Source organism: Paenibacillus sp. ISL-20, assembly GCF_018613005.1.
Lineage (GTDB): Bacteria > Bacillota > Bacilli > Paenibacillales > Paenibacillaceae > Paenibacillus_AQ.
Genome location: NZ_JAGGRD010000035.1, coordinates 122,930 through 149,190 on the forward strand (window position 1 = coordinate 122,930; position 26,261 = coordinate 149,190).

The 26,261-nt window shown below is 48.5% G+C and carries 28 protein-coding genes and 1 pseudogene; 21 read left to right on the forward strand and 8 right to left on the reverse strand.

Going from position 1 to position 26,261, the window contains the following annotated elements:
• Positions 1 to 190: 190 nt before the first annotated feature.
• From phnE (J7E85_RS20370) to J7E85_RS20385, 4 genes are read right to left on the reverse strand one after another with little or no spacing between them, the layout of a single operon-like run.
• Positions 191 to 994: a phosphonate ABC transporter, permease protein PhnE gene (phnE, locus tag J7E85_RS20370; protein ID WP_215160883.1), complete on the reverse strand. Its 804-nt coding sequence runs from the start codon at positions 992 to 994 to the stop codon at positions 191 to 193.
• Positions 991 to 1,815, reverse strand: coding sequence for a phosphonate ABC transporter, permease protein PhnE (gene phnE, locus J7E85_RS20375; RefSeq protein ID WP_215160885.1), 825 nt, complete (start codon positions 1,813 to 1,815; stop codon positions 991 to 993). The genes phnE (J7E85_RS20370) and phnE (J7E85_RS20375) overlap by 4 nt, the downstream gene beginning before the upstream one ends.
• Positions 1,812 to 2,585: a phosphonate ABC transporter ATP-binding protein gene (gene phnC, locus J7E85_RS20380; RefSeq protein WP_215160887.1), complete on the reverse strand. Its 774-nt coding sequence runs from the start codon at positions 2,583 to 2,585 to the stop codon at positions 1,812 to 1,814. Before phnC ends, phnE (J7E85_RS20375) begins: the two co-directional genes overlap by 4 nt.
• 20 nt (positions 2,586 to 2,605) lie before the next feature.
• A complete protein-coding gene (locus tag J7E85_RS20385) occupies positions 2,606 to 3,595 on the reverse strand; it encodes a phosphate/phosphite/phosphonate ABC transporter substrate-binding protein (protein ID WP_483311331.1) in 990 nt (329 codons plus the stop codon).
• Positions 3,596 to 3,780: 185 nt separating this feature from the next.
• Here J7E85_RS20385 and J7E85_RS20390 point away from each other — a divergent pair, with 185 nt between their 5' ends.
• From J7E85_RS20390 to J7E85_RS20430, 9 genes are all read left to right on the forward strand, one after another.
• Positions 3,781 to 5,358, forward strand: coding sequence for a bifunctional metallophosphatase/5'-nucleotidase (locus J7E85_RS20390; RefSeq protein ID WP_215161089.1), 1,578 nt, complete (start codon positions 3,781 to 3,783; stop codon positions 5,356 to 5,358).
• A gap of 170 nt (positions 5,359 to 5,528) precedes the next feature.
• A complete protein-coding gene (locus J7E85_RS20395; RefSeq protein WP_215161091.1) occupies positions 5,529 to 6,356 on the forward strand; it encodes a MerR family transcriptional regulator in 828 nt (275 codons plus the stop codon).
• Positions 6,353 to 7,513 (forward strand): MFS transporter, encoded by a 1,161-nt coding sequence (locus J7E85_RS20400; RefSeq protein ID WP_215160891.1) that lies wholly within the window; start codon positions 6,353 to 6,355, stop codon positions 7,511 to 7,513. The genes J7E85_RS20395 and J7E85_RS20400 overlap by 4 nt, the downstream gene beginning before the upstream one ends.
• A gap of 210 nt (positions 7,514 to 7,723) precedes the next feature.
• Positions 7,724 to 8,224 carry a DinB family protein gene (locus tag J7E85_RS20405; protein WP_215160893.1) on the forward strand — a complete coding sequence of 167 codons (501 nt, stop codon included), beginning with the start codon at positions 7,724 to 7,726 and terminating at the stop codon, positions 8,222 to 8,224.
• 247 nt (positions 8,225 to 8,471) lie between these two features.
• The gene (gene yedE / locus J7E85_RS20410; RefSeq protein ID WP_251035902.1) at positions 8,472 to 9,626 is read left to right on the forward strand and encodes a selenium metabolism membrane protein YedE/FdhT; all 1,155 of its coding nucleotides are present in this window, start codon (positions 8,472 to 8,474) and stop codon (positions 9,624 to 9,626) included.
• Complete coding sequence (yedF, locus tag J7E85_RS20415) at positions 9,616 to 9,843, forward strand: sulfurtransferase-like selenium metabolism protein YedF (RefSeq protein WP_215160897.1); 228 nt, start codon at positions 9,616 to 9,618, stop codon at positions 9,841 to 9,843. The genes yedE and yedF overlap by 11 nt, the downstream gene beginning before the upstream one ends.
• Positions 9,844 to 9,984: 141 nt before the next feature.
• Entirely contained in the window at positions 9,985 to 10,449 is a 465-nt protein-coding gene (locus tag J7E85_RS20420; protein ID WP_251035885.1) for a helix-turn-helix domain-containing protein, read from the forward strand.
• A complete protein-coding gene (locus J7E85_RS20425; protein ID WP_353049541.1) occupies positions 10,449 to 11,180 on the forward strand; it encodes an ABC transporter ATP-binding protein in 732 nt (243 codons plus the stop codon). Before J7E85_RS20420 ends, J7E85_RS20425 begins: the two co-directional genes overlap by 1 nt.
• Positions 11,177 to 11,914, forward strand: a complete 738-nt coding sequence (locus J7E85_RS20430; RefSeq protein ID WP_215160899.1) for an ABC transporter permease — start codon at positions 11,177 to 11,179, stop codon at positions 11,912 to 11,914. The genes J7E85_RS20425 and J7E85_RS20430 overlap by 4 nt, the downstream gene beginning before the upstream one ends.
• A gap of 150 nt (positions 11,915 to 12,064) precedes the next feature.
• Here J7E85_RS20430 and J7E85_RS20435 read toward each other — a convergent pair whose 3' ends face one another.
• Positions 12,065 to 13,186 (reverse strand): DUF4261 domain-containing protein, encoded by a 1,122-nt coding sequence (locus J7E85_RS20435; RefSeq protein WP_215160901.1) that lies wholly within the window; start codon positions 13,184 to 13,186, stop codon positions 12,065 to 12,067.
• 204 nt (positions 13,187 to 13,390) lie between these two features.
• Here J7E85_RS20435 and J7E85_RS20440 point away from each other — a divergent pair, with 204 nt between their 5' ends.
• The 7 genes from J7E85_RS20440 to J7E85_RS20470 all read left to right on the forward strand — a co-directional run bounded on the left by J7E85_RS20440 (position 13,391) and on the right by J7E85_RS20470 (position 20,449).
• On the forward strand, positions 13,391 to 13,873 hold the full coding sequence (locus J7E85_RS20440; protein ID WP_215160903.1) for a GNAT family N-acetyltransferase: 483 nt from the start codon (positions 13,391 to 13,393) through the stop codon (positions 13,871 to 13,873).
• A 282-nt stretch (positions 13,874 to 14,155) separates the two neighbouring features.
• The gene (locus J7E85_RS20445) at positions 14,156 to 15,544 is read left to right on the forward strand and encodes a hypothetical protein (protein ID WP_251035886.1); all 1,389 of its coding nucleotides are present in this window, start codon (positions 14,156 to 14,158) and stop codon (positions 15,542 to 15,544) included.
• A 287-nt stretch (positions 15,545 to 15,831) separates the two neighbouring features.
• Positions 15,832 to 16,374, forward strand: coding sequence for a MarR family winged helix-turn-helix transcriptional regulator (locus tag J7E85_RS20450; protein ID WP_215161099.1), 543 nt, complete (start codon positions 15,832 to 15,834; stop codon positions 16,372 to 16,374).
• A gap of 28 nt (positions 16,375 to 16,402) precedes the next feature.
• Positions 16,403 to 17,857, forward strand: coding sequence for an aryl-sulfate sulfotransferase (locus tag J7E85_RS20455; RefSeq protein ID WP_215160905.1), 1,455 nt, complete (start codon positions 16,403 to 16,405; stop codon positions 17,855 to 17,857).
• Positions 17,850 to 18,863 (forward strand): ABC transporter substrate-binding protein, encoded by a 1,014-nt coding sequence (locus tag J7E85_RS20460; RefSeq protein ID WP_215160907.1) that lies wholly within the window; start codon positions 17,850 to 17,852, stop codon positions 18,861 to 18,863. Before J7E85_RS20455 ends, J7E85_RS20460 begins: the two co-directional genes overlap by 8 nt.
• 13 nt (positions 18,864 to 18,876) lie before the next feature.
• Positions 18,877 to 19,656: an ABC transporter ATP-binding protein gene (locus J7E85_RS20465; protein WP_215160909.1), complete on the forward strand. Its 780-nt coding sequence runs from the start codon at positions 18,877 to 18,879 to the stop codon at positions 19,654 to 19,656.
• A gap of 16 nt (positions 19,657 to 19,672) precedes the next feature.
• Positions 19,673 to 20,449, forward strand: a complete 777-nt coding sequence (locus tag J7E85_RS20470) for an ABC transporter permease (protein ID WP_215160911.1) — start codon at positions 19,673 to 19,675, stop codon at positions 20,447 to 20,449.
• Positions 20,450 to 20,518: 69 nt separating this feature from the next.
• Here J7E85_RS20470 and J7E85_RS20475 read toward each other — a convergent pair whose 3' ends face one another.
• A complete protein-coding gene (locus J7E85_RS20475) occupies positions 20,519 to 21,073 on the reverse strand; it encodes a helix-turn-helix domain-containing protein (RefSeq protein WP_215161101.1) in 555 nt (184 codons plus the stop codon).
• 120 nt (positions 21,074 to 21,193) lie between these two features.
• On the opposite strand from J7E85_RS20475, the gene J7E85_RS20480 reads away from it, so the two are divergent.
• Positions 21,194 to 21,781, forward strand: coding sequence for a LysE family transporter (locus J7E85_RS20480; RefSeq protein WP_215160913.1), 588 nt, complete (start codon positions 21,194 to 21,196; stop codon positions 21,779 to 21,781).
• A gap of 87 nt (positions 21,782 to 21,868) precedes the next feature.
• Here J7E85_RS20480 and J7E85_RS20485 read toward each other — a convergent pair whose 3' ends face one another.
• Entirely contained in the window at positions 21,869 to 22,801 is a 933-nt protein-coding gene (locus J7E85_RS20485) for an L-lactate dehydrogenase (protein ID WP_215160919.1), read from the reverse strand.
• Positions 22,802 to 23,084: 283 nt separating this feature from the next.
• Between J7E85_RS20485 and J7E85_RS20490 the strand changes: the two are divergent.
• The 3 genes and pseudogenes from J7E85_RS20490 to csaA all read left to right on the forward strand — a co-directional run.
• Positions 23,085 to 23,468: pseudogene (locus J7E85_RS20490) on the forward strand (ABC-F type ribosomal protection protein); the annotation flags it as partial.
• Positions 23,469 to 23,597: 129 nt separating this feature from the next.
• Complete coding sequence (locus tag J7E85_RS20495; protein WP_251035888.1) at positions 23,598 to 23,852, forward strand: hypothetical protein; 255 nt, start codon at positions 23,598 to 23,600, stop codon at positions 23,850 to 23,852.
• 172 nt (positions 23,853 to 24,024) lie between these two features.
• Positions 24,025 to 24,354 (forward strand): chaperone CsaA, encoded by a 330-nt coding sequence (gene csaA / locus J7E85_RS20500; protein ID WP_215160935.1) that lies wholly within the window; start codon positions 24,025 to 24,027, stop codon positions 24,352 to 24,354.
• A 43-nt stretch (positions 24,355 to 24,397) separates the two neighbouring features.
• Here csaA and J7E85_RS20505 read toward each other — a convergent pair whose 3' ends face one another.
• A complete protein-coding gene (locus J7E85_RS20505; protein WP_215160937.1) occupies positions 24,398 to 25,762 on the reverse strand; it encodes an aminotransferase-like domain-containing protein in 1,365 nt (454 codons plus the stop codon).
• A gap of 140 nt (positions 25,763 to 25,902) precedes the next feature.
• On the opposite strand from J7E85_RS20505, the gene J7E85_RS20510 reads away from it, so the two are divergent.
• Complete coding sequence (locus J7E85_RS20510) at positions 25,903 to 26,241, forward strand: hypothetical protein (RefSeq protein WP_215160939.1); 339 nt, start codon at positions 25,903 to 25,905, stop codon at positions 26,239 to 26,241.
• Positions 26,242 to 26,261: the final 20 nt, after the last annotated feature.

Below are 26,261 nucleotides of genomic sequence, written 5' to 3' on the forward strand. Positions count from 1 at the left end.
ATCGCTATCCATATGACGCAAACCGTCCGATCGATCCAATGAAGACATTGATCAAGCAGATTGAGGAGCAATAGCACAACTAAAAAAAACTCGTATCCTTCATGGATACGGGTTTTTTAATCATGGAGAGTTCCGAAGTCTCATGCCATTTCAATCGGACTTCCTATTCTCACATGATTCACGGCCTCAGTTAAACGAGCTTTTTTCGAATCGCCCCTGATATCAAATCAATGAAGGTAATCATGACGATAATCCCGAGCAAAATAATGCCGACGCGGTCCCAATTTCGTGAGCTCAGCGCGAATATAAGCGGTGTCCCGATGCCGCCTGCGCCGATGATGCCGAGGATGGTGGCGGAGCGGAGGTTGATTTCGAAGCGGTAGAGGATATACGACAGAAACCCGGGCAGTACCTGTGGCAAAACGGCGAACCGCACAATTTGCAGCCTAGTCGCACCAGCAGCGATCAGCGCTTCGGTCGGGCCCGTATCGATCTGCTCCACCTCTTCGGAGAACAGTTTGCCGAGCATGCCTACTGAATGCAGACCGAGTGCCAACACGCCTGCAAAAGAGCCGGGGCCGACCGCCTTGATGAACAATAGCGCCATTACGATTTCAGGAAAGACGCGGATCAGGCTGAGCAGCACTTTGCCTGATCCGGAGGCGAATATGGACCCGGTCATGTTGGCCGCGGCCCAGAAAGCGAATGGGATGCAGATGACAGCCGAGATGATCGTCCCTAGAATGGAAATCGCCAACGTATCCAGCAAGCCGCGCAGCAAATCCTCTCCGTCTGGTAAATAAACAAAATCCCAATCGGGTGAAAACAGACCGGAGAGAATAGCTTTTGTCACCTGACCTGCCGTTTCTTTAATGCCAGAGTACGGGATCCCCGAGAAAGCCCAGACATAAACGACCGCCAGCACGATGTAGATAAGCCAGCGGAGGCGGCTTTTTTTCGGTTGGGGAACGATATCGTTCCATGATTTGCTCATAACAATTTCTCCCGCAATTTCGTACTAAGAAAGTCGATCATCAGGACGACAATCAGGGTGAAGATGATGATCATACATGTCTTGTCGTACTCGAAAAATCCGAGTGTCACTTCATAATAATGACCGATCCCGCCAGCTCCCACCAGACCGAGCACGGCAGCGGCACGAACATTGATTTCGAACGTGTACAGCGTATAAGAAGCGAAATGTGCCCGAATCTGCGGGACTGCACCGTATACGATTAACTGCGGGAGATTTGCCCCCGCAGCGGTCATCGCCTCCAGCGGGCCAGGGTCTATCGCTTCCAGCGCTTCATAGGTGAGTTTAGCAATCAGACCCAGTGAAAAGACGGATAGGGCAAAAATCCCCGGTAACGGACCCAGTCCCAATATCGCGACAAAAAAAGCGGCGAGCAAAAGGTCAGGAATGGTCCGGATCAAGTTCAGCAGGAAGCGAACAGGATAGGTGACCCACCGGCTTTTGACCAAATTGCCTGCACACAGCAGCGCAACCGGAACCGCCAGGATGGCGCCGAGCGTCGTGCCGATCAGCGCCATGCGTATCGTCTCCAGCATCGCCTCCCAAATGTTGTCGAGATAGCTCCATTTCGGCGGGAACATTTCCCGCAGCAGGTCAAGCATGTTCGGCAGTCCTTCCACAAGCTCCTTGAAGGTAGCGTCCGTCTGCAGCGCACTACCCCAGACGAGAAGCAGCAGTATAGCCGCTGTCATGTAATGCTTCAGTTTGCCCGGCGGTTTCGGGCGAGGAAGGGGGGCCTGACCTGATTGCTTGAATGGCGCCGTTTCCAGTTCCATCTTCATACAGCCGTTTCCTCCAATACCACATCCTTGCCGAATGGCCGACCGTATATTTCCGTAAACCGCTCGTCCGTTGCTTCCGATACCGCTCCATCAAAGACAACCTCCCCGGCACGCAATCCGATAATCCGTGTAGCATACTGCCGGGCCAGATCGATCGAATGCAGATTCACGATCGTCGTAATTTCGGATTCCGTGTTAATCCGTTTGAGATCATCCATGACCTGCTTCGTGGTCAAAGGATCGAGGGAAGCAACCGGCTCGTCCGCCAGTATGATCTTGGCCTCCTGCGCGAGCACTCGAGCAATCGCGACCCGCTGCTGCTGTCCGCCAGATAGCTCATCGGCACGGGCATACACCTTCTGGACAATGCCTACCCGGTCCAGCGCCTGAAAGGCCAGATCCACATCGGCCTTCGGAAATCGGCCGAGAAGGGTGAGCAGGGTGGAATGGTATCCGACGCGTCCGGCGAGCACATTGCGGAGTACGGAAGAGCGCTTCACAAGATTGAAGCTCTGAAAAATCATCCCGATATCCCTTCGGATGCGGCGCAGTTCTTTGCCCTTGGCCGCTGTAATCGATTTACCGTCGAACACGATTTCGCCTTCGGTAATGTCGTGAAGCCGATTCATCGACCGCAGCAGGGTTGACTTCCCGGCGCCCGACAGCCCGACGATCGCCACGAATTCACCGCGGCCGATCGTCAGATTGATATGGTTCAGTCCTTTGGTTCCATTAGCGTAAGTTTTCGAAACGTTGCGAATTTCAATCATGGCACCCAGTCCCTTATCCTTTACTCTGTCTTTACCTTTTCGCCGTACTCACGGACAATCTCAAATTGAGTGTCATCCGATTTTACATATCCTTCATGGGTGTAAATTTCAGAAATGATCTTGTGGCCATCTTCGTCCTGACCGATCTCAATAAATGCATTCTGCAGCTTCTGGGTCCATTCTGTACTCATATCGGAACGTACGCTGATCGTATCGTTCGGAATTTTCTCCGTATAGGTCAGTACGCGTGTATCTTCAAACACGGTGGGGTAATCGGTCTTAACGACATTGCGGGCATCCTGGAAAATGGCTGCTGCATCGACATCGCCATTCAACACGGCAAGGACAGCTTGGTCATGACCTTTAACCGTAATCGGCTCGACGTCCTTCAACGGGTCGATTCCGTTATCCATCAGAACCGCGGCCGGCCATACATAACCGGCAGAGGAAGACACGTTTTGGTAGGCGATTTTTTTGCCCTTCAGGTCGGCAATGGATTGGATGGCGGAATCCTTTTTCACGATCATCATCGCCTTGTAGAAATCCACAAGTTCATCCGTAGGCTCCCCGGTTTCATCCTTAACGCCAAAGCGTTGGGCCTGCAGAATAACCTCGGCAGCGCCTTTCTCCTTGGCAAGAACATACGCGGTTGGCGGCAGGAAGCCGACGTCCACTTTTTTGGAAGCCATCGCTTCTACAATTATGTTATAGTCAGTCGAAACGCTGACCTCAACGGGGATCCCGATTTTGTCGGACAGCAGCTTTTCAAGAGGCTTGGCTTTGGCTTCAAGCGTGTCGGCATTCTGGGAAGGAACAAATTGGACGGTCAGTTTTTCAGGGACATACCCGGTTGATACCGTAGCTGTGCTGCTGCCTGTATTTGTGCCTTGCGAGTTCTCCTGGCCGCTGTTCGCCGCGGCTTTGCCGCCGGTGTCGGTATTACCGCCGCATCCGCTGATGACAGCGAAGGACAGTAACAGGGGCATCGTGAATTTCATCCATTTTTTCAAAGCAATGACCTCCATTTTATAAGTTAGTGATATGTCTTACCTGCTCAACTATACGGAGGGAGTGTTAATGGCCTGTCAATGAAATGATAACTTTTTGTAAAGCCATGGAATTTTAATATAAACCTGCATTTCGGTTGATAGAATGGCTTGAAGACGATATGAACAGGAGAGATGGTATGAATTTGATGAATAAAATGACGATTGCCGTGCTGGCTACCAGCGACATGCACGGGCATCTGTACCCAACGGATTACCGGACTCAGGACGAACGGAATCTGGGGCTCGGCAAGCTGGCGTCCCTGATCCGTGAAGAACGGCGTATACATCCGGACCTGCTGCTGATCGATAACGGAGATTTGATTCAAGGCTCTCCGCTGGCTTCCTATGCAGTGAAAAGTGGAACCGATATCCACCCAATGATTAGTGCGCTGAATGAACTGGGTTATGATGCAGCCATTCCGGGAAACCATGAGTTTAATTATGGTATGGAGACGCTCGGACAAGCAGTGCGGGATTCCCGGTTTCCTTGGCTGTCTGCTGGTATCCGGTTGCAGGATAGAAGGGAGCCCGCCCTCGGAAAGCCCTATCTAATCAAGCACATCGGTGGCATCCATGTGGCGGTGGTGGGTGTGACGACGCACTACATTCCGAACTGGGAGAATCCCTCCCACATTCAGGGTCTCGAATTCCAGGATGCCTTGGAAACCGTGAAGGAATGGGTGCCGCGCATCCGTCTGGAGGAGCAGCCCGATGTAATGATCGTGTCGTACCACGGCGGTTTTGAGCGGGATATAGAAACCGGTGAACCAGCGGAAAACATCACCGGAGAAAACCAGGCTTACGCCATGTGTGCCGAGGTGGAAGGCATTGATGTGCTCATCACCGGGCATCAGCATCGGATGCTTGCAGGGCAGGTGCACGGAGTGACGGTGGTCCAACCCGGCTTCAACGGACAGGCCATTGGCAAGATCAGCTTGGATCTGATCAGAGAACAGGAACGCTGGATTATCGCGGATACGCGGGCCGAGTTACTGCGACCGGAGACAGGGACAACGGCCGATACGGTGTTGCTCGCTTCCAGCCGGGATATTGAAGACCGGACCCAGGCATGGCTCGACGAGCCGATCGGACGGGTAGAGGGTGACATGAGCATGAACGATCCAATGGCCTGTCGGCTAGAGGAACATCCCTTTATTGAGTTCATCCATCGCGTGCAAATGGAATATGCAGGAGTCAATGTATCCTGCACGGCATTGCTAAGTGAAGATTCCAAGGGCTTTGGAGAGATTATTACAAGGCGGGATATCCTTACGAATTTCATGTATCCGAATACGCTGGTCGTTCTGCGTCTGACCGGGCGCGACATTCGGGATGCGCTGGAACAGACAGCCTGTTATTTTGCGGTCGGCCTGAACGGGACCCCTGCCGTGAACCCGGCATATGTGGAACCGAAAGCGCAGCACTATAATTACGACATGTGGGAAGGCATTGAATATACAATAAACCTTGCAGAGCCCCCAGGATCTAGGGTCAGCAGGCTGAAATATAACGGCGCCGACTTGCCGGGCGAGATGGCGCTGGATGTGGTCATGAACAGCTACCGGGCAAGAGGCGGAGGGGATTACAGCATGTTCCAGGGGAAAGGAGTGATTCGGGAGGTTCTGATCGACAGCGCGGAGTTAGTGGAACGGTATATCTCGGAGCGCGGAAACATTGCGGCTGCATGTAATCACAATTGGGAAATCGTCATAGAGAGGAATTAGCTTGGTGGACAATTGTTATACGTAAGGAGAGGCTTTACATCTATCAACATGTTTAACGGAACTGTCCTTACCATCGCGGCTTGTGCACTAATTTATTTAGCCCTCTTGACTTTATACCTAACTAGAGAGTTTATACTCAAACCAACAAATCAAGAGAGATGGTGAAAGCATTGTTTAAAATCAGCGAATTTTCCAGGCTGAGCCGGATTCCGTTACAAACCCTGCGCTATTACGATCAGATCGGCATCCTGAAGCCGGCCAAGACCGATGAATCGACTGGATATCGGTATTATTATGCCGAACAGCTACTAGAGATCAACCGGATAGTCATATTTAAGGAGTTGGGGTTCACGTTACAGCAGATCGCGCGGCTCCTTCATGAAGATATATCAACGGAACAGATTCGCGGCATGCTAAGGCTCAAGGAGAGTGAAATCGCGCGGCAGCTTGATATCGAGCGGTCTAGGCTCGCCCGGGTTAAAGAAAGGATGCAGCTTCTGGAACGTGATGGAAAGGTAGATAAAAAACAAGAGGTTGTCATGAAACGCGTTGAAGCCATGCACATGATCACTTATGCTTCCCATGGCACTGTTGAGGATATCCCAAGTCTTTTCGAAATGTTCAGTGGTCTGCTTGATAGCCGAGCCAAGTCGCTATTATACGGGCCGCAGACGTTGTTGTGGAACGTATCCGGCAGCAAGGAGCAAGTGTTTGAGTTCGAAGCCGGTTATGCCGTGAAATCGGACACTTTCAAGCTGCCCGAGCACCTCCAGTATCGATCCTTGCCTTCTGAGACCATGGCCACGCTGTTATTCCGCTCGGATTCAATGTATTCCGAAACGGCATGCCTGGATCTTGCCGAATGGATTGAGCAGCATGGTTACTTCATTCGAAGCGACCAGCCCGGAAGAGAAACCTATGTACCTTTATCCGGTGAGCCGGGGATTTGTCTCATCGAAATTCAAATACCCATTGAAAATAAAGAGGAACGGGTATGAGAAATAAATGGATCGTTTATTTGCTGGCCCTAGCCGTGTTTCTCATTGGGACGATCGAGTACATTATAAGCGGCATCCTTCCCATCGTAGCAGAAGACCTTGGGATTACGACGTCCACAGCCGGATCACTCGTTACGTCATTCGCCCTTTCCGCAGCGATTGGCGCACCCGTGGTGATCGCCGCAACCATCCGAGTGGACCGTAAAAAAATGCTGCTCATCATGCTAGGCATTTTTATATTAAGCAGTTGTCTCGTTTATATTAGTGACTCACTTGAGATGATGCTGATGACTCGAATGATCCAGGGCCTCAGCGGTGGAACTGCCACAGTCATTGCAATGGCTGTAGCCACCCGTATGGTTGAAGAACAGAATCGGGGCCGCGCGATCGGCACGATTTTGATGGGACTTAGCAGTTCTCTGGTGCTCGGCGTGCCAATCGGTACGCTTTTAAGCGAAACCATGGGGTGGAGAATCTTATTCATCATCGCTGGATTGCTGACGGTAATTCCGCTTCTTGCAGTCTTTGCCAAAGTCCCGTCCATTACCGAACAAAAAGCCATTACACTCGGAATGCAGCTGTCGATTTTGAAGGATAAAAAAATGGTGCTGGCTGTTACCATTACGCTGTTTTATATCGGGGGATACTCTTCGCTATTTACGTTTATATCCCCCTATTTGCAACAGAGTACCGACTTAACGGCAACGGCGCTTTCCGGTATTTTATTGATTGCGGGCATTTGCAGTTTTGCCGGCTCCAAAGTTGGAGGGGGGATTGCGGATGCGAAGGGGTCCAGGTTCACAATCTACGCCGGACTGTCCATCCAAGCCGGAACATTACTGCTCCTGACTTTGTTCAACGGTTCGATCTATGCTGTTATTCCATTAATCATGATATGGATGGCCGCCACATGGGCGACATCCCCGGCACAGCAGTTGTATTTAGTTACCTTGGTCCCACAGTCGCCGGATATAGCCTTAAGTGTCAACACTTCGTTTATCCAATTTGGCTTCGCCCTCGGCTCAGGAATCGGGGGATTGGTGATCAGCTGCTCCTCCATTGGCAACCTGGGCTGGTCCGGGTTTGTCATGGTTTTGGTAGCGCTCTTGTTAGCAGGCCGATTGTTCGCTTACGATAAAACACTGAACATGCAATAAGGGTATAGGGGACGGAATCATTATGGAGGCGGGATCAGATTTTGCAAAGTAGCCAGAAAGAGGTTGAAAAAATATAACTATGACAATCCTTGTCACTATTAGCAGTTATGATTGAGCTAAGGATAATCATCTTACATTCTTTTTCATAGTGGGGGAAGAGAAGTTACGATTTTCATCAAATATTGAATGATAAGAAGGGATGAACTAATCATGTATATAACCGTTTCAGATTTTATTACAGAATGGAAGAGAGAAGCAGAATTAACGCAAAAGGTGTTAGACAGTTTGACAGATGAATCATTACGGCAGCAAGTATATCCTGAAGGCAGGACTCTGGGGAGAATTGCATGGCATTTCGTAACGAATACCCCTGAATACTTGAGTGAATTCGGGCTTGTTCTCGATCAGGTACAAGATTCTGAGGAAGTACCCTCCGCGAACCAAATCGCCGAGACCTTTAGAAAAATAAGCTCTGAAGTAGTAGCAGCTCTTGAAGCACAATGGACGGATGATACTTTAAAGCAATTTCAGAATGCCTTTGGACGTGAGGAATCAAATGCTACTATCTTTATGGGATTGATTAAGCACATTGCTCATCATAGAGGACAGGTTACTGTTCTTATGCGTCAGGCGGGGTTAAATATTCCTGCGGTATATGGACCTTCAAAAGAAGGGTGGATACAAATGGGAGTAGAAAATCCGCCACTTTAAACAAGAATAAAGCTCAGGGAACAAGAGCTTACACGCATTCAAAGTCGCGAACAATCGCGGCTTTTTTGTTTTTACGATGTAAGTTCATGAACAAATTTCATCCCCGCATTGCAGTTTTTATAGTACAATGGTATTTGTGGGTTTTCTTATAGATTAGTGTCGTGATTTTAGGGGAAGAGGAGTTTTTGAGCAAGTGAAAAAGTTATATTCAACATGGTTCGGAAGTTATTGGAGTCCTTATCTGGTTATGGCTCTGGCCGGTATTCTCAGCGCGGTCTACTTTGGAATCACCCATACGGTATGGGCTGTAACCGGTGAGTTTACCCGTCTCGGGGGGCATATTCTGGAATTCATCGGGGTGGACATATCGGATTGGGCGTATTTCGACCTCGTCCATATGGACGGAACGACATGGACGCGGACCGACGGCTGGATTGTATGGGGCATGTTTATCGGAGCCCTCATTACGATTCTGCTGAGCAGCAATTTCAAGATCCGGATGCCGAGACAGAAACGGCGGTACGTTCAGGGATTTACCGGCGGAATCATCGCGGGCTTCGGAGCCCGGCTGGCTCTGGGCTGCAATCTCGCAGCCTTTTTTACCGGCGTGCCTCAATTCTCCCTTCATTCCTGGATCTTCATCGTTGCTACTGGCGCGGGCACATTCTTGGGTGCACGGCTGGTTAACACAAGGTGGTGGAAAGGGAAGCCCGTTCTGAAAATGGGCGGTACTGTGCCGTCGGTTAAATCGGGTAAGAACAGGCAACCTCTATTGGGGGCTGTGCTAGGTCTTGCGTACATCGCGCTGATCGTATACTTCTATGTAACTGGCCGCACGATGCTGGGGACAGCCGCCCTTTTCGGAGCGGCATTCGGCATCCTGATCGAGCGGGGGCAGATCTGCTTTACTTCGGCTTTCCGTGATCTGTGGATCAGCGGCCGAGCCACGATGACAAAAGCGATTGCTGTTGGCATGGCAGTCAGCTCCGTTGCTACGCTTATCGTTATTCTTGTATACGGTCTGGACCCGATCACAAAAATTGCCGCGCCCAGCACCTTTATCGGTGGATTGCTCTTCGGCCTGGGTATTGTCATGGCCGGCGGTTGCGAAACCGGCATGATGTACCGGCTGATGGAGGGACAAGTTGTCTTTTTACCCGTGTTTATCGGCAACATTATAGGCGCAACCGCTTTGGCATATGCATGGGATCATATGGGAGTATTTAACCTTCTCGTGAAGAGTGGCTCGCCTATTAACATGATCACCGTCATGGGTCCGGCGGCTGCATTGATTGTTACGCTGCTCGTACTCGGTGGCGGATTCGCTGTCGCCGCATACTGGCAAAAAAACTACCGCTTCGGCGTAGGATTCAAGAAAGGGGATGCAACCCATGTCCGTTGATTTCACACTGGACCTCCGGGGGGAATCTTGTCCATACCCGGTCATCTACACACTCGAAACGCTCCGTGATATGAAAAAAGGACAAACGCTTCAGGTCATTTCGGACTGTCCGTCCGCATTTCGCAACGTGCCGGAGGAAGTCATAAAACACGGCTACACCATGGCACAGGAGCCAGTCAAAAACGGCCAGGAATTCAGCCTGTTTATCCAGGCGTAATTCTACTATCATAATTGCAAATAAGCCTCCCTTCTGAAATTCAGAAATGGGGGCTTTTTTATGTGAGGTTGTTCTGCGGCAACTGAAAGCAACATGGAATGTTATCCCTGATTGGTGGTTTGCTCGGAAAATGGCTTTATAATGGGAAAAAAGGATGTGATCCATATGATTCATATGAATTTGAAGAAATTGCGAAAAAAACACCGATTCACCCAAGAAGAAGTTGCCGAAAAGATCGGCGTGTCAAGACAAGCTGTTGCGAAGTGGGAAAATGGAGAGACTGTACCAGATATTCAGCATTGTACAGCTCTCGCGGATCTGTATGGCGTAGTACTGGATGATCTGGTCCATTACTCCGATAAGCATTCAGAAATCGGCCTGCGGCCGAAGGGAAAACATATTTTTGGAATGGTACGGGTTGGGGAACGAGGACAGATCGTGATTCCCAAAAAAGCCAGAGATATATTCGATATACGCCCCGGTGATAGCCTGGTGGTTCTGGGTGATGAGGAGCAGAAGGGAATTGCAATTATGAAAAGCCATGGCTTGCTGCAGTTTGCAGAGGATATATTAAATGCGCAGACATTCGAGGAGGAAGATGAGTGATTGCCATACAAACGATGAATTTAACCAAAAGATACAAGACCAAAACCGCGGTTGATTCACTAAACCTTAAGATTGAGCATGGGGAGCTGTTTGCTCTGCTTGGCGTGAATGGTGCAGGAAAGACGACGACGATCAAGATGCTAACCTGTCTCAGTAAGCCGAGTAGCGGCGACGCCGCTCTGTTAGGAGATAGTATCGTTGCCAATCCGTATGCAGTAAAAGAAAAGATTAATGTGTCCCCTCAGGAAACGGCTATTGCTCGGAATTTGTCTGTGAAAGAAAATCTTGAGTTTATTGCTAAAGTATACGGATTTGACAGTCCTTCTATTGCCGTTAAGGTGGAAGAAATGCTGGATACTTTTAGTCTTCGCGAGGTAGCTCAAGATAAAGCAAAAACGCTATCGGGAGGCATGCAAAGACGACTTAGTATTGCGATGGCCCTCATTACGAACCCTTCGATCCTTTTCCTGGATGAACCCACACTGGGACTGGATGTCATCGCAAGGAGGCAGCTTTGGACAGCTATTAAAAAGCTCAAAGGAAAAATCACCATCATTCTGACAACTCACCATATGGAGGAGGCAGAAGCGCTTTCGGATCGAATCGGAATTATGGCGAATGGGAGATTAAAGGCAGTTGGAACTGCTGCAGAATTAACAGAAAAGACAAATACTCCAACACTTGAGGATGCTTTTGTATCTTTAGCTGCATTAGAGGAGGCAACAGGATGAGATCTACAGCATTTGCCACACGAAACCACAAAGAAATGGTTAGAGATCCGCTGAATTTGGCCTTTGGCATCGGCTTCCCATTGGTGATACTGTTGCTGCTCTCTGCCCTTCAGCGGAATATTGAAATTGAACTATTTGTGATTGATCATCTTGTTCCGGGCGTTGCCGTGTTTGGGTTCTCCTTCATTTCACTTTTCTCTGGGATGCTCATAGCGAAAGATAGGAGCTCATCATTTTTGATGAGATTGTACACGGGGCCGCTAACAGCACCGGATTATATCGTGGGATACACATTACCCTTAATTCCGATGGCGATTCTCCAAGTTGCCATAACCTTTGCTGCGGCAACCTTCTTGGGACTACAAGTAACTTTGAATGTTCTGCTCTCCGTTCTTGTGCTCCTTCCAACAGCTGTTCTGTTTATAGGAATCGGGTTGCTGGCAGGCAGTATATTTAATGATAAGCAGGTAAGCGGTATATGTGGAGCGTTATTGACGAATCTTAGCGCATGGCTTAGCGGCACTTGGTTTGATCTGAATCTTGTCGGCGGTTGGTTTAAAGAGATTGCGTATGTTCTCCCTTTTGCTCATGCGGTTGATGCGGGAAGAGCCGCCATCTCCGGAGAATACGCTTCGATCTTACCTCACCTGTGGTGGGTGATTGGATATTCCGCTGTAATCATGGTTGTAGCCATTTTCGCGTTTAGGAAGAAGATGAGTGGTGACAACGATTAGAGGATGGACTTATGTAGAGGGGACGACTATATGTTACAACCAGAACAATTATTGGATCTCTTGGCAAGCTACGAGCTGGAAAGTGTGAAAAGCTCTCCAAATTAATTGAATGACTTGGAGAGCCTTATTATTGGAGAAGATTACATTGAATCAGAACTTGATTTTAAGCGTGTCACCATCAAGATAGACACCCTCGGAACGCATAATCGGCAGCTTCTGCTCCGCCGAAAAGCCAATGGTTTCCCCGTCCCTTAGTGTGACGTTCTGTTCAACGATATATAAAGAAATATCCATAAGGAATTCACGAAGCTCGGCAGGTGTCACCTGGCTGTCCAGCACTTCGATCTCGTCTTTACCAAAGGCTCTGAGCCCATATGTATATCCATTGACTCCGGATTCCGTACGAACTAGCCCGAAGTATACCAGATTTAACAGTGGAAAAAGATCGTCGGATTTCATGGTTTCAGCCATTTCCACAAAGAGCTCAGGCTGAAATACCGTGCCGGATGAATAGAGGCCGACGGCATTAGGCAGCTTCAAACAGCTCGCCGCCAGCTTGGTGTACACCCTGCCGCTATCAAGCGGGGAGGCAGCACGCGAAAACACAGCCAGAATAAGCTGGCTGACATGGGTTTTGGTTACCTCCACAGCCTCTGGCCACAAGTAGTTGCCTTGCGCGTAATGCTCAGCCTCGCCATCCGGTACCGGAGCATCAACGAAGCTGACCGCGATCATGCAGCCGTCTGCCTCAAAGACCAGAATTCCTTCTTTTTCCTCTCCGGAGCTGCCATCCTCCGGGGAAGAGGAAATATTCCAATCGTGCAGAAGATTTGCTTTGATCTGTTCCAGGTCGCATTCCGGGGAGTTCAACAGAACGAAGCCATTAAATATCCCGGATGATTCATTGGAATCCAGCGTGTTATCCTCTGGAGCTTCCCCTGCCTCATATCGTGCCGCCTGCTTCATCCAATACTCACGAATCATGTTAACCATGGCTACAGCCTCCTGTTCCGCAGTGGCAGGATGATATGGCTGCATCTCACTGAATACATGTCCACAATGCTCGGTGTCTGAGGGACTTTCATAACCGCCACAGACGCCGACCAGCCATTTGCCAAACACCGTCTTCTTATATTTGAATATATAATAATGCATGTCGTGGAGAACAAATTCTCCCGCTAATTCGATTTTGCTGGGTTTATGGCCGAGCTCTTGTTCATTTGCCAGCCATTCGATCATGGAATCCTTAGCTGCTTGTTGTTGTACTGTCATTGTGTTTCTCTCCTTATAAATGCGCGATAGTATAACTGTTATATTCTACCAACCTTTATTGTGTTGGGCAATACTAGAAAAACACGAATGATTGGCCGATGTGGGAACGTTTTTTGACTGCGGTATTCTCTAATATAGGCAGGATTGATCCATAACCATATTGAATGTTTTTTTACATACATACGGAGGAATGGAGGTGGGTAGGTGGAACTTCTAAGGGTTTCATATGAGCAGAAAATAATATTACGTAACCTCATGGAGCTCTATCAGTACGATATGAGTCAATATGAAGATGAGCGTGAGAATGACGTTAACGAATTTGGCCTGTACGATTATAAGTACTTAGACCATTACTGGACGGAAGATGGGCGGTATCCTTACCTTGTTATACAATCGGGGAAGCTGGCCGGATTTGTATTGGTGAGAGAAATCAAAACAGCAAGTGATGCAACTACAAACTACTCCATGGCGGAATTTTTCATCTTAAAAAAATACCGAAAGCAGGCAATTGGTAAAGAGGCAGCTTTCAAAGTGTTCGAAATGTTTAAGGGCAATTGGAGTATCGCTTGGTTGGAAAAAAATCTGTCAGCCCAAGCTTTTTGGACAAAAGTTATCTCAGAATACAAGGCCGGCGAATATTCCAAAACCATGTTCTCAGGTAACCCTGCAATTAAATTTTATGCATAAAAATTGATGAGAAATCTTTATGATAGAATTTCTTGGACGTCATCGGATGGGAACCTTTGTACTCATTACACAATCGCAATTTGAGGTGAACTTATTGAGAATCGTTACCCCTGGTTTAGGGTCGCTTTGCTCGATACGCCTCTTAGGCATGAATCGGCCATCATTTTTCTGGTGGAGCGTTATCTTTTCCAGAGGATAAGACAAATGGAAATGAAGAAGCGTTATAAATCCATCCGGGACGGTCGCCTAACCGTCCTCCACTGAATATATCTGGAGTATCAGATGATTCAAGAGAGGATGTTGGCCTTGCAAGCTGTTTCTCATGTTCTCGATCAAGGGTGGATTGCCTACACATCGAATCGCGGCGGACCGTTCGATATTTGGCTGTACCGACCGCAGGATGGACTTCATGTTCAACTTACTCGGGGACTTGGCGCGGAATTTTCCGTTCCCTATTGGTCGCCCGACAGCAGGAATATCGCATTTATCGGAATTGGAAATGTGGTCTACTTGCTGAGTATCGCCACGCGTACTGTAGCCAGGATTGACCAAATCGACCTCTTCACGCTGTTGGACTGGTCTCCTGACAACCGGTCTCTGGTGTATGTTAAAAACGACCGAATCGTCGTTTATGATACTATCACGCATCGGAGCTATACCTTCTCAGAGCCAGGAGCTAGTGATGTCCAATGGTTTCCTTCGGGTACGGAGCTTCTATTTGCGGCTCCCGATGCCAGCGGCATCACGCAGCTCTTCCGCATGCGAACCGATGGCACGAACCGGGGACAAATCACGCAAAATACGAACGGACCGCTACACGACGTTCGGATATCCCCGGACGGAACCTTCGCACTGTATACATTCCCTGGTGCAAGCATCTCCATAATTTCAACTGTGGATTTGGCAACGGGTACCATCTATACCCTGGAAGGCGGACCACTCGCCAAAAACTATTTTCCGTCATGGTCCCCGGACTCCCAGAGCATCGCCTACAGCGCAACCGCTTATGAAGAGCCCAATTATTATTCTCTTATCCAGATCGACAGCCGCACCGGTCAGAATCAACGAACGATTGCGGCATCCGACTGTTTTGCCACTCCCGTAGGGTGGTCCCCGGACGGTATGAAAATCGCGTATTTATCGGGATGCGCAGGTGTAGAAAGTGCAAGTCAGCTCTGGATTGTGGATCTCAGGGATCAGGTGCCGATGAACGTTGTCAGCGGCGGCCGGATTACAGCCTTGCAGTGGTCTCCTAGAGCCAGAAGGATTTTGGAAAACATCTTCACCAGCTTTGTGTTCCGGGTATCCTTTCCATATCCCGCAAACTGGCGTCGGGTCAGTGAAGAGAGATACGAAGGGGCCGACGGTTTTTTTCAAGTATCTGCGATTTCATCGAGTGAAGGTATTACCGAAGTGTGCCACTCTGAAGCCTTTCACCCATTGATGCCTTACGGTTCGTCACCAAGAGTTGTTCCTGTGAAGATACAAAATCAAGAAGCGTGTTTTATTTTTCCGTCAGCCGACCAACCAGCGGAGATGAATAAGCAGTCCGCCCTGATCGTAAGATACCCACGCCCTGTCCAAATTGGGGAAACGTTCTACAATTATTTTATCTTGTTCGCTGACGTCAACCATATCCGTCAAATTGGTGCGCGGTTGTCGTTCATTTAGTTAACTATTCATTTCTTTCGAACCATGGAGAGTAAATCCTACTTGACAGGTGGTATTAATTGGTTTAATCTAGCCACAGGCATTTCCCTTAAATGATCATTAAATGATCATTCATTATCTTAGCATTGAACGATACGGTCAGCCGATTGGTCCACCAAAGGCTCCTGTTTACTCGTTTTGTCGTTAGTACGACAAAAGGGGTAGATGGGGGTCTTTCTGTATTTCAAGAGTTAGCTGCGGGAGATAAGGACTGCATACGAAGGTATATGACCCGAGAGAGGAGCGACATGGAAGAGCAGGATTGGGATTTATTGGAGGAGGCTGATTGGCATTTTCGTAAAGTGGTACGCAGATTTGTCAAAGAGCGTGACAAAATCTCGGTAGAAGGCATCTCACTACCAGGCTTGTTGATCCTCAACACGATATTCCGGGACGGTGAGCAAAGGCTTGGCGAGCTGGCGGAACAGCTCGATTTCACATCTGGAGCGGTAACGGCGATATGCGACAAGCTGGAGACTTCCGGATTCGCGATCAGAAGGCGAAGCAAGACAGACCGGAGAGCGATTGCCTTAGACATTACAGAAGCAGGAAGACAGATGCTGCAGCGTAACGAAAATGTTGGCGGGTACATGATTGAGCTGATCTTCGGCGCATTCTCGCACGAGGAGCTCAGGGAACAGATTCATTATTTTAAACGGCTCAATGAACATCTTGAAGGTTTCTCGGATTCCGTGCAGCGACAGTGCGCATTATCCACCGAACCCAACGAAGGAAATGTTCAAGGTCATCGCGGCTCCTTGAAACGTTCGAATGCATTTATTTCTTACTAAATTCAAATTTGAAAGGAAGTTTGTGACGATGGGACATCCGACGATTTATCCAACAGGTACAACGGTATATAACCCAAAGAAGGCTTGGAGCGGTTACACGATTTATCAAGCAGCGGATACAGGGGCTCTCCTCATCGACATGAATGGGAAAGAGGTTCATTTGTGGAAAGGACTTCGAGGTTTTCCCAACAAGCTGTTTCCGGGTGGTTACGTGCTTGGCAGCACGTCAGAGCGCGATCCGAAATACGGGTTTCAGGATGAGACCAATCTGGTGCAGGTCGACTGGGACGGTAATATCGTCTGGAAATTTGACCGTTATGAATACATAGAGGATCCGGGGCATTCGCCGCAGTGGATGGCACGCCAGCATCATGACTATCAGCGGGAAGGCAATCCCGTCGGTTATTATGTTCCAGGGCAAGATCCGAAAGTGGATTCGGGCAATACACTCATTCTGGCCCACAAAAATGTGAAACGTCCCGAGATATCCGATATCGAGCTGTTGGACGACGCGATTATCGAAGTGGATTGGGAAGGGAATGTAGTATGGGAGTGGGCCGTCAGCGATCACTTTGATGAACTCGGATTTGATGAGGATGCGAAGCTCGCATTATCCCGTGATCCGAATACTCGCGGCTTTGGAGCTCATGCGGGGGACTGGATGCATATTAATTCGGCATCGGTGCTCGGGCCAAACCGATTTTATGATGTAGGGGACGAGCGCTTCCACCCCGATAATATTATCTGGGATGCTAGGGAAACGAATATTATTGCCATCATTGATAAAAAAAACGGGGACATCGTCTGGAAGCTTGGGCCGGATTATTCCACGGAGGAAACGAAGCATATCGGCTGGATTATCGGCCAGCATCATGTGCATCTCATTCCAAAGGGCCTGCCGGGCGAAGGCAACATCCTGATCTTTGATAACGGTGGCTGGGGCGGTTACGGAAAGCCGAATCCGGAAGCGGGGGATGGTTTGAAAATAGCTCGGCGTGACCATTCCCGCATTTTGGAGATCAACCCCGTTTCTTTAGAGATTGAATGGCAATATACGCCGACGGAAGCCGGATTCCAGGCTCCGCTTGACTCTTACCGTTTTTACAGCCCATATATTAGCTCGGCTCAGCGGCTTCCGAACGGCAATACCTTGATCACTGAAGGGGCGGACGGGCGAATATTCGAAGTGACACGAGAATTCGAGCTGGTGTGGGAATATATTTCGCCATATAAAAACGCACGCAACTCCAACATGGTCTATCGTGCATACCGGGTTCCTTATGAATGGGTACCACAGCTTGAATTGCCCGTTGAGACAGAGATTGCTCCGCTTGATGTTGCCGATTACCGCCTGCCGGGAGCCGCGCCGAGAGGTGCCATTACGAGCGTGGAAATCGAAGGTACAATCTCATATGGTGAGGGTGCGCTTTGCATAGCTAGAACGGATGAAGTTGTGCACAAAGAGAGGGATCGCGATGAGTAGAAACCCATCTCTGAAGCTATGGAGGTTTTGGTTTCTGTCGGTGATTCTCACTATTAGTATGCTAAGCGGGTGTGGCAATGGTTCGGGCGAGCAGCAGGGGAGTCAGCTCAAACTGAAAATCGCGGATATTTCCACCAATACCGTGTTTCGTGTGGCTAAAGACAAGGGTTTCTTCGACAAACACGGAATTGATACCGAATTGGTTAACTTTGCTACGCCAGCTGAAGGCGTGAACTCCTTATTCATCAAACAGGTAGACGTTGCATTCGGAGCGGACTTTCCGCTCCTGAACGCTGTCAGCAAAGGCGATTACTCCATCTTCGCTTCATCCGGAACTGCAACGGATTTAAGCGCGAGCGAATGGAAGCTGTTCGTTCGTAAAGAGATTGAGAATGCTGCCGATCTCAAAGGTAAAAGGTTAAGTTTCTCAAGAGGCACGTTCATCCCCTATCTATGGGATGTTTATTTGGCTGATAACGGAGTTGCGTTGACGGATGTGGAGCTGATCGGACAGGGAGGTTTCGACGAGGCATATGTGGCGCTCAAAAAAGGCGACATCGACGCTGCCTGGGTATATGGGGCAGTGCTGAATGAGAAGTTCGGCGTCCTTACCGAAGCCAAAGAATTGTCGGATATGTCCAAGACACCGGTAAGGCTTGGAACGGGATTAATCGCTTCGAATGAATTGATCAACAGCAACAAGAAAGGATTTGTAGCGCTTCTGAAAGCGCTGGATGAAGCGTCAGATTATGCCCAGGCGCATCCGGAGGAAACGGCGGACCTGATGTATGAAGAAGTCAAGCAGCCGAGAGAAGCGACCCTAAAGGATCTGCCGAAGAATCCATGGAATATTGGTTTTACGGAGAAAGCCTACGAAGGATTGCAGGGACAGAAGGAATATATGGTGGAAAACGGCATCATTGAGAAGGATTTCGAACTCAACGAGAAATTGAACCTGGAATTGGTGAGAGAAGCATTCCCGGATCGAGTCATTGAATTAAATTGAGGAGATGAAGACGATGAGAGCAGCGTCAAGGCAGAATGAAATCCATATTGAACAGTTGAACAAAAGCTACATACAGCAACCCTCGGCAGGTGACTTACACTATATTATCCAGGACGTCAATCTGGTGATAAAAGGCGGCGAGTTCTTTGTTCTTCTGGGTCCGAGCGGTTGCGGTAAGTCGACGCTGCTAAATCTGATTGCCGGTTTTGTATCCAAGACGTCGGGCCAGGTGAGAGTGGGCGAGAAGGAGGTAGAGCGCCCGGGCCAGGATCGCGCCGTGGTATTCCAGCAAGCGGATTCCTCCCTGTTCCCATGGCTGACCGTAAGAGAAAATGTGGAATTTGGACTTCGCATGAAACGCATACCCGCTGCGAAGCGAAAGGACATATCCAACCAGTTTATTTCGCTAGTAGGTCTTGCGGGGCATGAGAGCAAATATCCACGCGAACTGTCAGGCGGTATGAAACAGCGGGTACAGCTGGCAAGGGTATTGTCCAATGATCCGGCGATTCTGCTCATGGATGAACCGTTCGGCGCTTTGGATGCGATGACAAGGCGGACCATGCAGAGGGAGTTGGTACGCATATGGGAGGACACCGACAAAACCGTCATTTTCGTGACGCACGACATTCAGGAAGCCCTCCTATTAGGAGGACGTATCGGCATCATGTCAGCGGGACCCTCCTCGAAAATAACGGATATCTACGAGGTGCCTCTGGCTTACCCGAGAGATTTATCAGATCCGGCTTTCCATGCGCTGTATAACCAAATTCAATCGCATTTTGACGAGTAGAGAGGAAGGAAAACCCATGAGCAAGAAACTTAAGAAATGGTCGCTTCATTTCCTGCTTTGGATCGCTGCCCTTGGCGTCTGGCAGTTGCTTTCCCTTGCGTATGGGCCTGAAATTCTGCCGGGTCCTATCTATACCGCCAAGGGCGGATACGAATTGTTGACGGATGGCACCCTGATACAGTATATCGGGATCAGTTCGTACCGGGTGCTTCTCGGCTGGACCCTCGGTAGTCTGATTGCGATTCCGATCGGACTCATCATCGGAAAGGTCGGGCCGATCCGCGCTTTCGCCGAGCCTTTCCTAAATTTCATCAGGTTCATCCCGCCGATTGCCTTCATCACCTTGTTTCTGGTCTGGTTTGGCATCGGGGAAACATCGAAAGTTATGCTTATTCTGTATGCAACCTTCTTCATTGTAGTATTAAATACGTTGACGGGCGTCTTAGCCGTGAAAGAGGATAAGATTCGCTCCGCCCGCAGCATGGGGGCATCCGAATGGCAGATTGTGCAACATGTCATCATCCCTGCGACGGTCCCTTTTATGTTCACCGGCATCCGGCTTGCCATGGGTACCTCGTTCATGGCGATTATCGGGGCAGAGATGATCGCGTCCAATGAAGGCGTGGGGTATCTGATCTGGAATTCACGTTTGTTCTTCCGTACGGATTGGATTTTTGTCGGATTGATTTGTCTGGGTTTGATGGGGTTTATAACGGACCGTGCCGTGGGTCTGCTCGGTCGCAAGTTGTTGTCCCGTTACGGGGTGGTCAGTACAAATTCACTGCGTCGTTGAACGTGGTGCATGATACGAAGCAGCAGCTCTCTCTTTTGGAGGGGGCTGCTGCTTTTTCATATATCCTGGTTATTTGGAATAGTGGATCACCATACTTAGCCGGTTCATGGAGGCGCCGGAGTTATGGTAAACATGAGGTTTATCAGCCTTAAACCGAATGGATTCCCCTTGATTTACTGTATATTCCTCATGATCGATACGAATGGTGATCTCCCCTTCGAATACGGTAATAAACTCCTCCGTCCCCTCGATATGCGACTCTGAACTTAAATAACCACCATAGTCCATTTCTAACGAATACATTTCAAAGCGCCGCCCGTCCTCAAATGGGAAATAAGGATAAATCCGAACTTTTCCGTTATCCTCTACCAGCGCTTGTATCTCTTCTTGAGATACCACGACCGTTTCGGAATGAGGCTCATTAATCAAAGACGTAAAAGAAAGCTTTAACCCATTCGCGATTTTCCATACGGTTGTTATGGAGGGACTCGATTCTCCACGTTCGATCTGGCCCAGCATCGTTTTGCTGATTCCAGTCAATTCCGCGACTTTATCGAGGCTTAGCTTCCTCTGCTCCCTTAGCAGCTTCATATTATTCGCCAATATTAAATGAATGGGCTTCAACATCATACACCGCCTTTTTTATAGATTGTGCGTTATGACATACATAATGTATAATTATAACGCACAGACGCTATAACGCACAATTACAACTACTATAACATATGTGAAAGGAGGGAGCGCGTGTTCATCGTTCCGCTGTTGACTTATGCGATTGTCGCATCATTTACGCCTGGCCCCAACAACATCATTTCGATGACGAATGCACGGAGCCACGGATTTAAAAGAACGATGCGCTTTATCGGAGGGGTAGCGGCTGGATGCTTGGTGATTATGTTGTTGTCCAGCTATTTCAATCTGGTATTATATCCATTCATCCCGAAGATTAGGTTTGTTATGAACATCATCGGATGCCTGTACCTGATCTATCTTGCCATTAAAATCATGAAGAGCAAGCCGCAACGTGCAGACGATAAGGCGCGTGGATTCAATACCTTTTACTTCGGATTCATCTTTCAGTTCATGAATCCAAAGGTTATTTTATACGGGATTACGGCCATATCGACCTTCGTAATGCCAATCTCTACTTCCCATGCGCAGTTGTTATCATACTCGTTCTTGCTCACGATCGTCGGCATTTGTGCCAACATGACCTGGGCGTTGTTCGGTTCGCTGTTCCAGCATCTGTTATCCCGATATGAGCGCCCGTTTAATATATCGATGGGGTTGCTGCTCCTTTACAGCGCATTTTCTATTTATGCCGCCAACTGATATGCTCGCTTCATCGTGGTGTTATCGACGCTTTAACTAAAAGAAAAAGGCTTCCCGGATTACTCATTCGGAAAGCCTTGCCTTGTTTTATTCGAAAATGTTGGAGATTTGCTCTTTCAGTTTGTTAGCGGATGCCTGGAACTGGTTTAGTTCCTCGTCATTTAACTCAAGATTCAGAATTTCCCGAACCCCTGTACGATCAACCACACATGGTACGCCTAAGTATACATCGGACACACCGTGGTAGTCCGTGAGCAGCGTGGATACATTGAGAACGGAACCTTCGTTTTGCAAAATGGAGACGATGATCCGATCGAGCGCCAAGGCGATCGCATAGGAAGTGGAGCCCTTGGCGTTAATGATTTCATAAGCCGCATTCTTGGTGCGGTCGAAAATATCCTCTTTCTCACCGTCTGTCAGATCGATTCCGATCCCCGCGATGTTGGCAATGCTCCAGAGCGGCAGCTCGGAATCGCCGTGTTCCCCGACAATATGGGCGTGAATGCTGCGCGGATTAATGCCTTTGTTTTGTCCGATCAAATACCGGAAACGGGCGCTATCTAGCAAGGTACCGGAACCGATTACGCGATTGACCGGGAAGCCACTCTTCTTCAACGTGACATAAGACAGAATATCAACCGGATTCGTAGCCACAAGAATGATGCCATGATCATTGTATTTCACGATATTTTGGATAATGTCGTCAAATATCGCCGTATTGCGCTTCAATAAATCAATTCGGGTCTCGCCAGGTCTTTGGTTGGAGCCTGCGGCAATGACAATGATGTCTGCATCCTTGCAATCGCTGTAATCTCCAGCCCAAAGCTTCACGCCTCCGGCAAAGGGGAGGCCGTGATTCATATCCAAGGCTTCGCCAAGAGCTTTGTCATGGTTCGCATCGATTAATACCAGTTCAGATACTCTCTCACGCAAGAATAAGGTGTACGCAGTCGTTGCTCCTACAGCTCCTGTACCGATGATCACCACGCGGGACGGGCGCTGAGCTTCATTTTTTGTCATAAGTGTTTCTCTCCCTTGTACTGAGTTAATGAAATTTGGTGAATGGTTATACTTCCTAATGACTTACCCTAATAAGACCTGCGCGAACAGTGACTCCCTAAGGCATCTTCGATAGTAATGATAACATATTCAGGAAGATTTAAGCAGCGGGGATGTGATTTATTTCATCCTGCATGTTCATTTTTAACTTTGACAATGTCAGAAGAGGACTCTATAACAAATGTAACTTTCGAATCCAAGGAGGACGGTTAAAGATGTGGCTATTCAGATTGCGTTTCCTAGCTTATTCATTGACGAGCCGACGACGCATCTGGATGCAGCTGGGACGAAGTTTTTCATCGAGGAACTTACGTATTATTACGGCGCGCTCGTGCCGGTTAGCCATGACCGTTATGTTCTGGACCAGCTCGTAACGAAAATATGGGAAATAGAAGATGGCCGTATAACCGAATATACAGGCAATTATACAGATTACGTTAAACAGAAGGAGCTACAGCGAATCCAGCAGCAAGATATACACGAGAGGTACGTAAAAGAGAAACATTGTTTGATCCGGGCAGCGGATGAGAAGATGAAGAAGGCTGAAAAAATCACGGAGGCACATGGCCAAATGTCCATGAAAGAGTCCAAGGCCAAGCCGAATAAAATGTTTATGACCAAATCACGCTGAAAGCGGGTGATCGATGCTCCCCATTATTCATATGTAGGCGTAGATTATGCCCCTGATGTTGTGAACAGCCTGGATATGTTTAAATCAAACCATGCATTTTATAGTCAATCACCGGAATCTCCATGGATGGATCTGTTCATTGTCAGGCAACGGCACGAGCTGGGCATGAATGAACTCAAAGGCTGCATATGGAGAAAGTGGAGCGGTAACGCCCTGGATACGGTAGAGATTTCATCGAAGTCGGAATGGTTCGAGATCCTGGCGGACATATTTAATGAGCCGCTCGTCAACTATTCCATAATCGAACGGGACCTGATATGGGCTAAGGTATGCAAGCAGCATCAGAATTGGATGAAGCTTATGGAGAATGAGCGAGTATAGAAGACGTCGAATGCTACTCCTTAATTCGGTTCATGGGTGTCTCTTGAGGCATAGAACAAACTAAACCAATCTGTCACTTGAATACTCAGAAACACAGGTGGTAAGATGGTACATAAAATTCGTGTTGTGAAGCATCATTCGCCTCATAACCTAGCTGTAAGGAGATTTAGTCATGGCAACCATCGATGATTTCACCAAACTGGATATTCGGATCGGGACGATCGTGGAAGCAGAGCCTTTCCCGGAAGCACGCGTTCCGGCCATCAAAATGAAAATTGATTTCGGCCCGCTCGGGATCAAACGCACAAGTGCCCAGATTACGAATCGATATGATGCGGACACCATCGTAGGTAATCAAGTTGTGGCTATCGTCAATTTTCCGCCTAGACGCATAGCGGGCTATCAATCCGAAGTGCTCGTCCTCGGCGGGGTACCGGAGCAGGGAGACGTCGTGCTCCTGAAGCCGGATGTCGATCTGCCGAATGGAACTCCCATCGCTTAAACCTATTTCATCTGTCGGTCCAGTCGCTTGCGGCTTGGTCCGACTAGATGAACCTCACCTCGCTGCGCCTTTTCAACAACTCTGCGGCTCCTTCCACAATTTTCTGAACACCGATTTCGATTAGTTCCTCCTTCACCTGAGATACGCTCAGTCGTATCATGGATTCGTTCTTAAACTCAGGCAAGAACATGCTGCTGGCATCCTGAACATAAACGTTCTCATTCTCCAGATGGTTAACCAACTGATATGCTTTTAATGGCCCCGGCAGCTGGATCGTGGAATAAAATCCGGATGGCGAACCCGTAAAGGATAAGAAGGGCGGCAGATGAGTTTGGTAAGCCTGCTGGAGCAAAGCCCCTTTGTTACTATAGGTTTGCCTCATCTTCTGAATATGTGCACGGAACATCCCGTTCTTCAGATAGATTTCGAGTGCGCCTTGCATGAGCACGGGACTATGGATGTCCGCAGCGTGCTTCGCTCGCTGGAATATTTTACTCATCTCTTCGGGGATCACGGCCAGGCCTAGCCTTAGTCCGGGGAGCATGACTTTGGAAAAGCTCTTCGTGTAGATCACCCTACCGGACGGATCGTAGGCAAACATCGGATCATGTTTAGAATCCGGATCCAAATCTCCCATATAGTCATCCTCAATGATATAGACATCATACTTCTGCGCCAGCTCAACAATCCGCTTCTTCTCCTCATTGGAATAGCTGTAGCCTGTAGGGTTATGGAACCTGGAGACCGTATAGAAAAACTTAATATCCCGAGTTTTAAAAATGTCCTCCAGCCGCCCAAGGTCAATTCCGTCCTTCGTAACCTCAATCCCGTATGTCACGGCTTGATGGATCTTGAGGGAGTCCATCATGCTAAAATGCGTGGGCTGCTCCACGCAGATATGGTTCTTTCCGTTAGGAAAAGGGAGGGAGACGAGCAGATGGAGCGCTTGCTGCGAACCGGACACCACATAGATCCGCTCAGGAACCGTGAAAACCTGCAAGTCGAGTAAATGCCGGGCTAACTCAACACGGAGCGATTGCAAACCCGCAATCTGGGAATAGGTGAACAACTCTTCTTTATATATTTCAATCGCTTGGTTCATGCAATGCTGAAAGTCTCGGTAGGGCATGATCGCTTTGTCAGGTCCCGCAGATCGGAAATCGATCACTTGATCCATGGAATTCGACCAGTTTATGTTTACTCTGCCCTCAACGATATAGTAACCACTCTTGGGAACAGCATAGATGATATGTCTCTTTTCCAATTCTGCATAGGCCCGTATGGCTGTGTTTTTGCTGCATGAATAGGATGCTGTCAAAGCACGGATGGATGGCAGCTTGCTGCCGGGTTTCAATAGTCCACCCTGTATTTGACATTCAATTGACTTTATAATGTCGGTGTATTTCATATCTCGTAATTCCTCCAATCGATCTGTACGGGTACAGAGCCGGATAACATGCATTCTCACAACAATACGCTATAAGTATACTCTAGAATACAGCATGCTTTGGTTAGAGATTGTTTTTAATTGAGAAGGCAGGGATCAGGATGGACTCTTTTTTACGTAATGAATATGTATTTACGCTTATGGGGATGGGATTGTTTCAACTGTGGGCATATCGCGCGAAGAAATCGACAAGGGTGAAATTGCTCCCTCCGATCATTGCCATCATTTTATGTTTATTATTGATGGTGAGCAACGCTGCCATCATCTGGGTTATCCTCCTTATTCCGATTATGGAGGTCTCTCTGTGGAGCTTACTTGCTGTTGCGCTCATAGAAACCGGGATAACGTTTCATTGGAAACAGCATGCCAAATTGTTCATGTTGATTGGGATGGAATGTGTCCTGATCATGATCATTTTTATCGTTAGGCGAACGATGTAATGACGATTAATTATGGGATC

Bases quoted from the DNA above. Each gene is read 5' to 3' on its own strand.
- J7E85_RS20405 (WP_215160893.1), top strand. From the start codon at position 7,724: ATGTATATAACCGTTTCAGATTTTATTACAGAATGGAAGAGAGAAGCA.
- J7E85_RS20495 (WP_251035888.1), top strand. From the start codon at position 23,598: ATGGATCTGTTCATTGTCAGGCAACGGCACGAGCTGGGCATGAATGAA.
- yedF (WP_215160897.1), top strand. From the start codon at position 9,616: ATGTCCGTTGATTTCACACTGGACCTCCGGGGGGAATCTTGTCCATAC.
- J7E85_RS20485 (WP_215160919.1), bottom strand. From the start codon at position 22,801: ATGACAAAAAATGAAGCTCAGCGCCCGTCCCGCGTGGTGATCATCGGT.
- J7E85_RS20420 (WP_251035885.1), top strand. From the start codon at position 9,985: ATGGGAAAAAAGGATGTGATCCATATGATTCATATGAATTTGAAGAAA.
- phnE (WP_215160885.1), bottom strand. From the start codon at position 1,815: ATGAAGATGGAACTGGAAACGGCGCCATTCAAGCAATCAGGTCAGGCC.
- phnE (WP_215160883.1), bottom strand. From the start codon at position 994: ATGAGCAAATCATGGAACGATATCGTTCCCCAACCGAAAAAAAGCCGC.
- J7E85_RS20505 (WP_215160937.1), bottom strand. From the start codon at position 25,762: ATGAAATACACCGACATTATAAAGTCAATTGAATGTCAAATACAGGGT.
- yedE (WP_251035902.1), top strand. From the start codon at position 8,472: ATGGCTCTGGCCGGTATTCTCAGCGCGGTCTACTTTGGAATCACCCAT.
- J7E85_RS20400 (WP_215160891.1), top strand. From the start codon at position 6,353: ATGAGAAATAAATGGATCGTTTATTTGCTGGCCCTAGCCGTGTTTCTC.
- J7E85_RS20430 (WP_215160899.1), top strand. From the start codon at position 11,177: ATGAGATCTACAGCATTTGCCACACGAAACCACAAAGAAATGGTTAGA.
- phnC (WP_215160887.1), bottom strand. From the start codon at position 2,585: ATGATTGAAATTCGCAACGTTTCGAAAACTTACGCTAATGGAACCAAA.
- J7E85_RS20470 (WP_215160911.1), top strand. From the start codon at position 19,673: ATGAGCAAGAAACTTAAGAAATGGTCGCTTCATTTCCTGCTTTGGATC.
- J7E85_RS20460 (WP_215160907.1), top strand. From the start codon at position 17,850: ATGAGTAGAAACCCATCTCTGAAGCTATGGAGGTTTTGGTTTCTGTCG.
- J7E85_RS20510 (WP_215160939.1), top strand. From the start codon at position 25,903: ATGGACTCTTTTTTACGTAATGAATATGTATTTACGCTTATGGGGATG.
- csaA (WP_215160935.1), top strand. From the start codon at position 24,025: ATGGCAACCATCGATGATTTCACCAAACTGGATATTCGGATCGGGACG.
- J7E85_RS20455 (WP_215160905.1), top strand. From the start codon at position 16,403: ATGGGACATCCGACGATTTATCCAACAGGTACAACGGTATATAACCCA.
- J7E85_RS20435 (WP_215160901.1), bottom strand. From the start codon at position 13,186: ATGACAGTACAACAACAAGCAGCTAAGGATTCCATGATCGAATGGCTG.
- J7E85_RS20390 (WP_215161089.1), top strand. From the start codon at position 3,781: ATGAATAAAATGACGATTGCCGTGCTGGCTACCAGCGACATGCACGGG.
- J7E85_RS20450 (WP_215161099.1), top strand. From the start codon at position 15,832: ATGGAAGAGCAGGATTGGGATTTATTGGAGGAGGCTGATTGGCATTTT.
- J7E85_RS20445 (WP_251035886.1), top strand. From the start codon at position 14,156: ATGATTCAAGAGAGGATGTTGGCCTTGCAAGCTGTTTCTCATGTTCTC.
- J7E85_RS20465 (WP_215160909.1), top strand. From the start codon at position 18,877: ATGAGAGCAGCGTCAAGGCAGAATGAAATCCATATTGAACAGTTGAAC.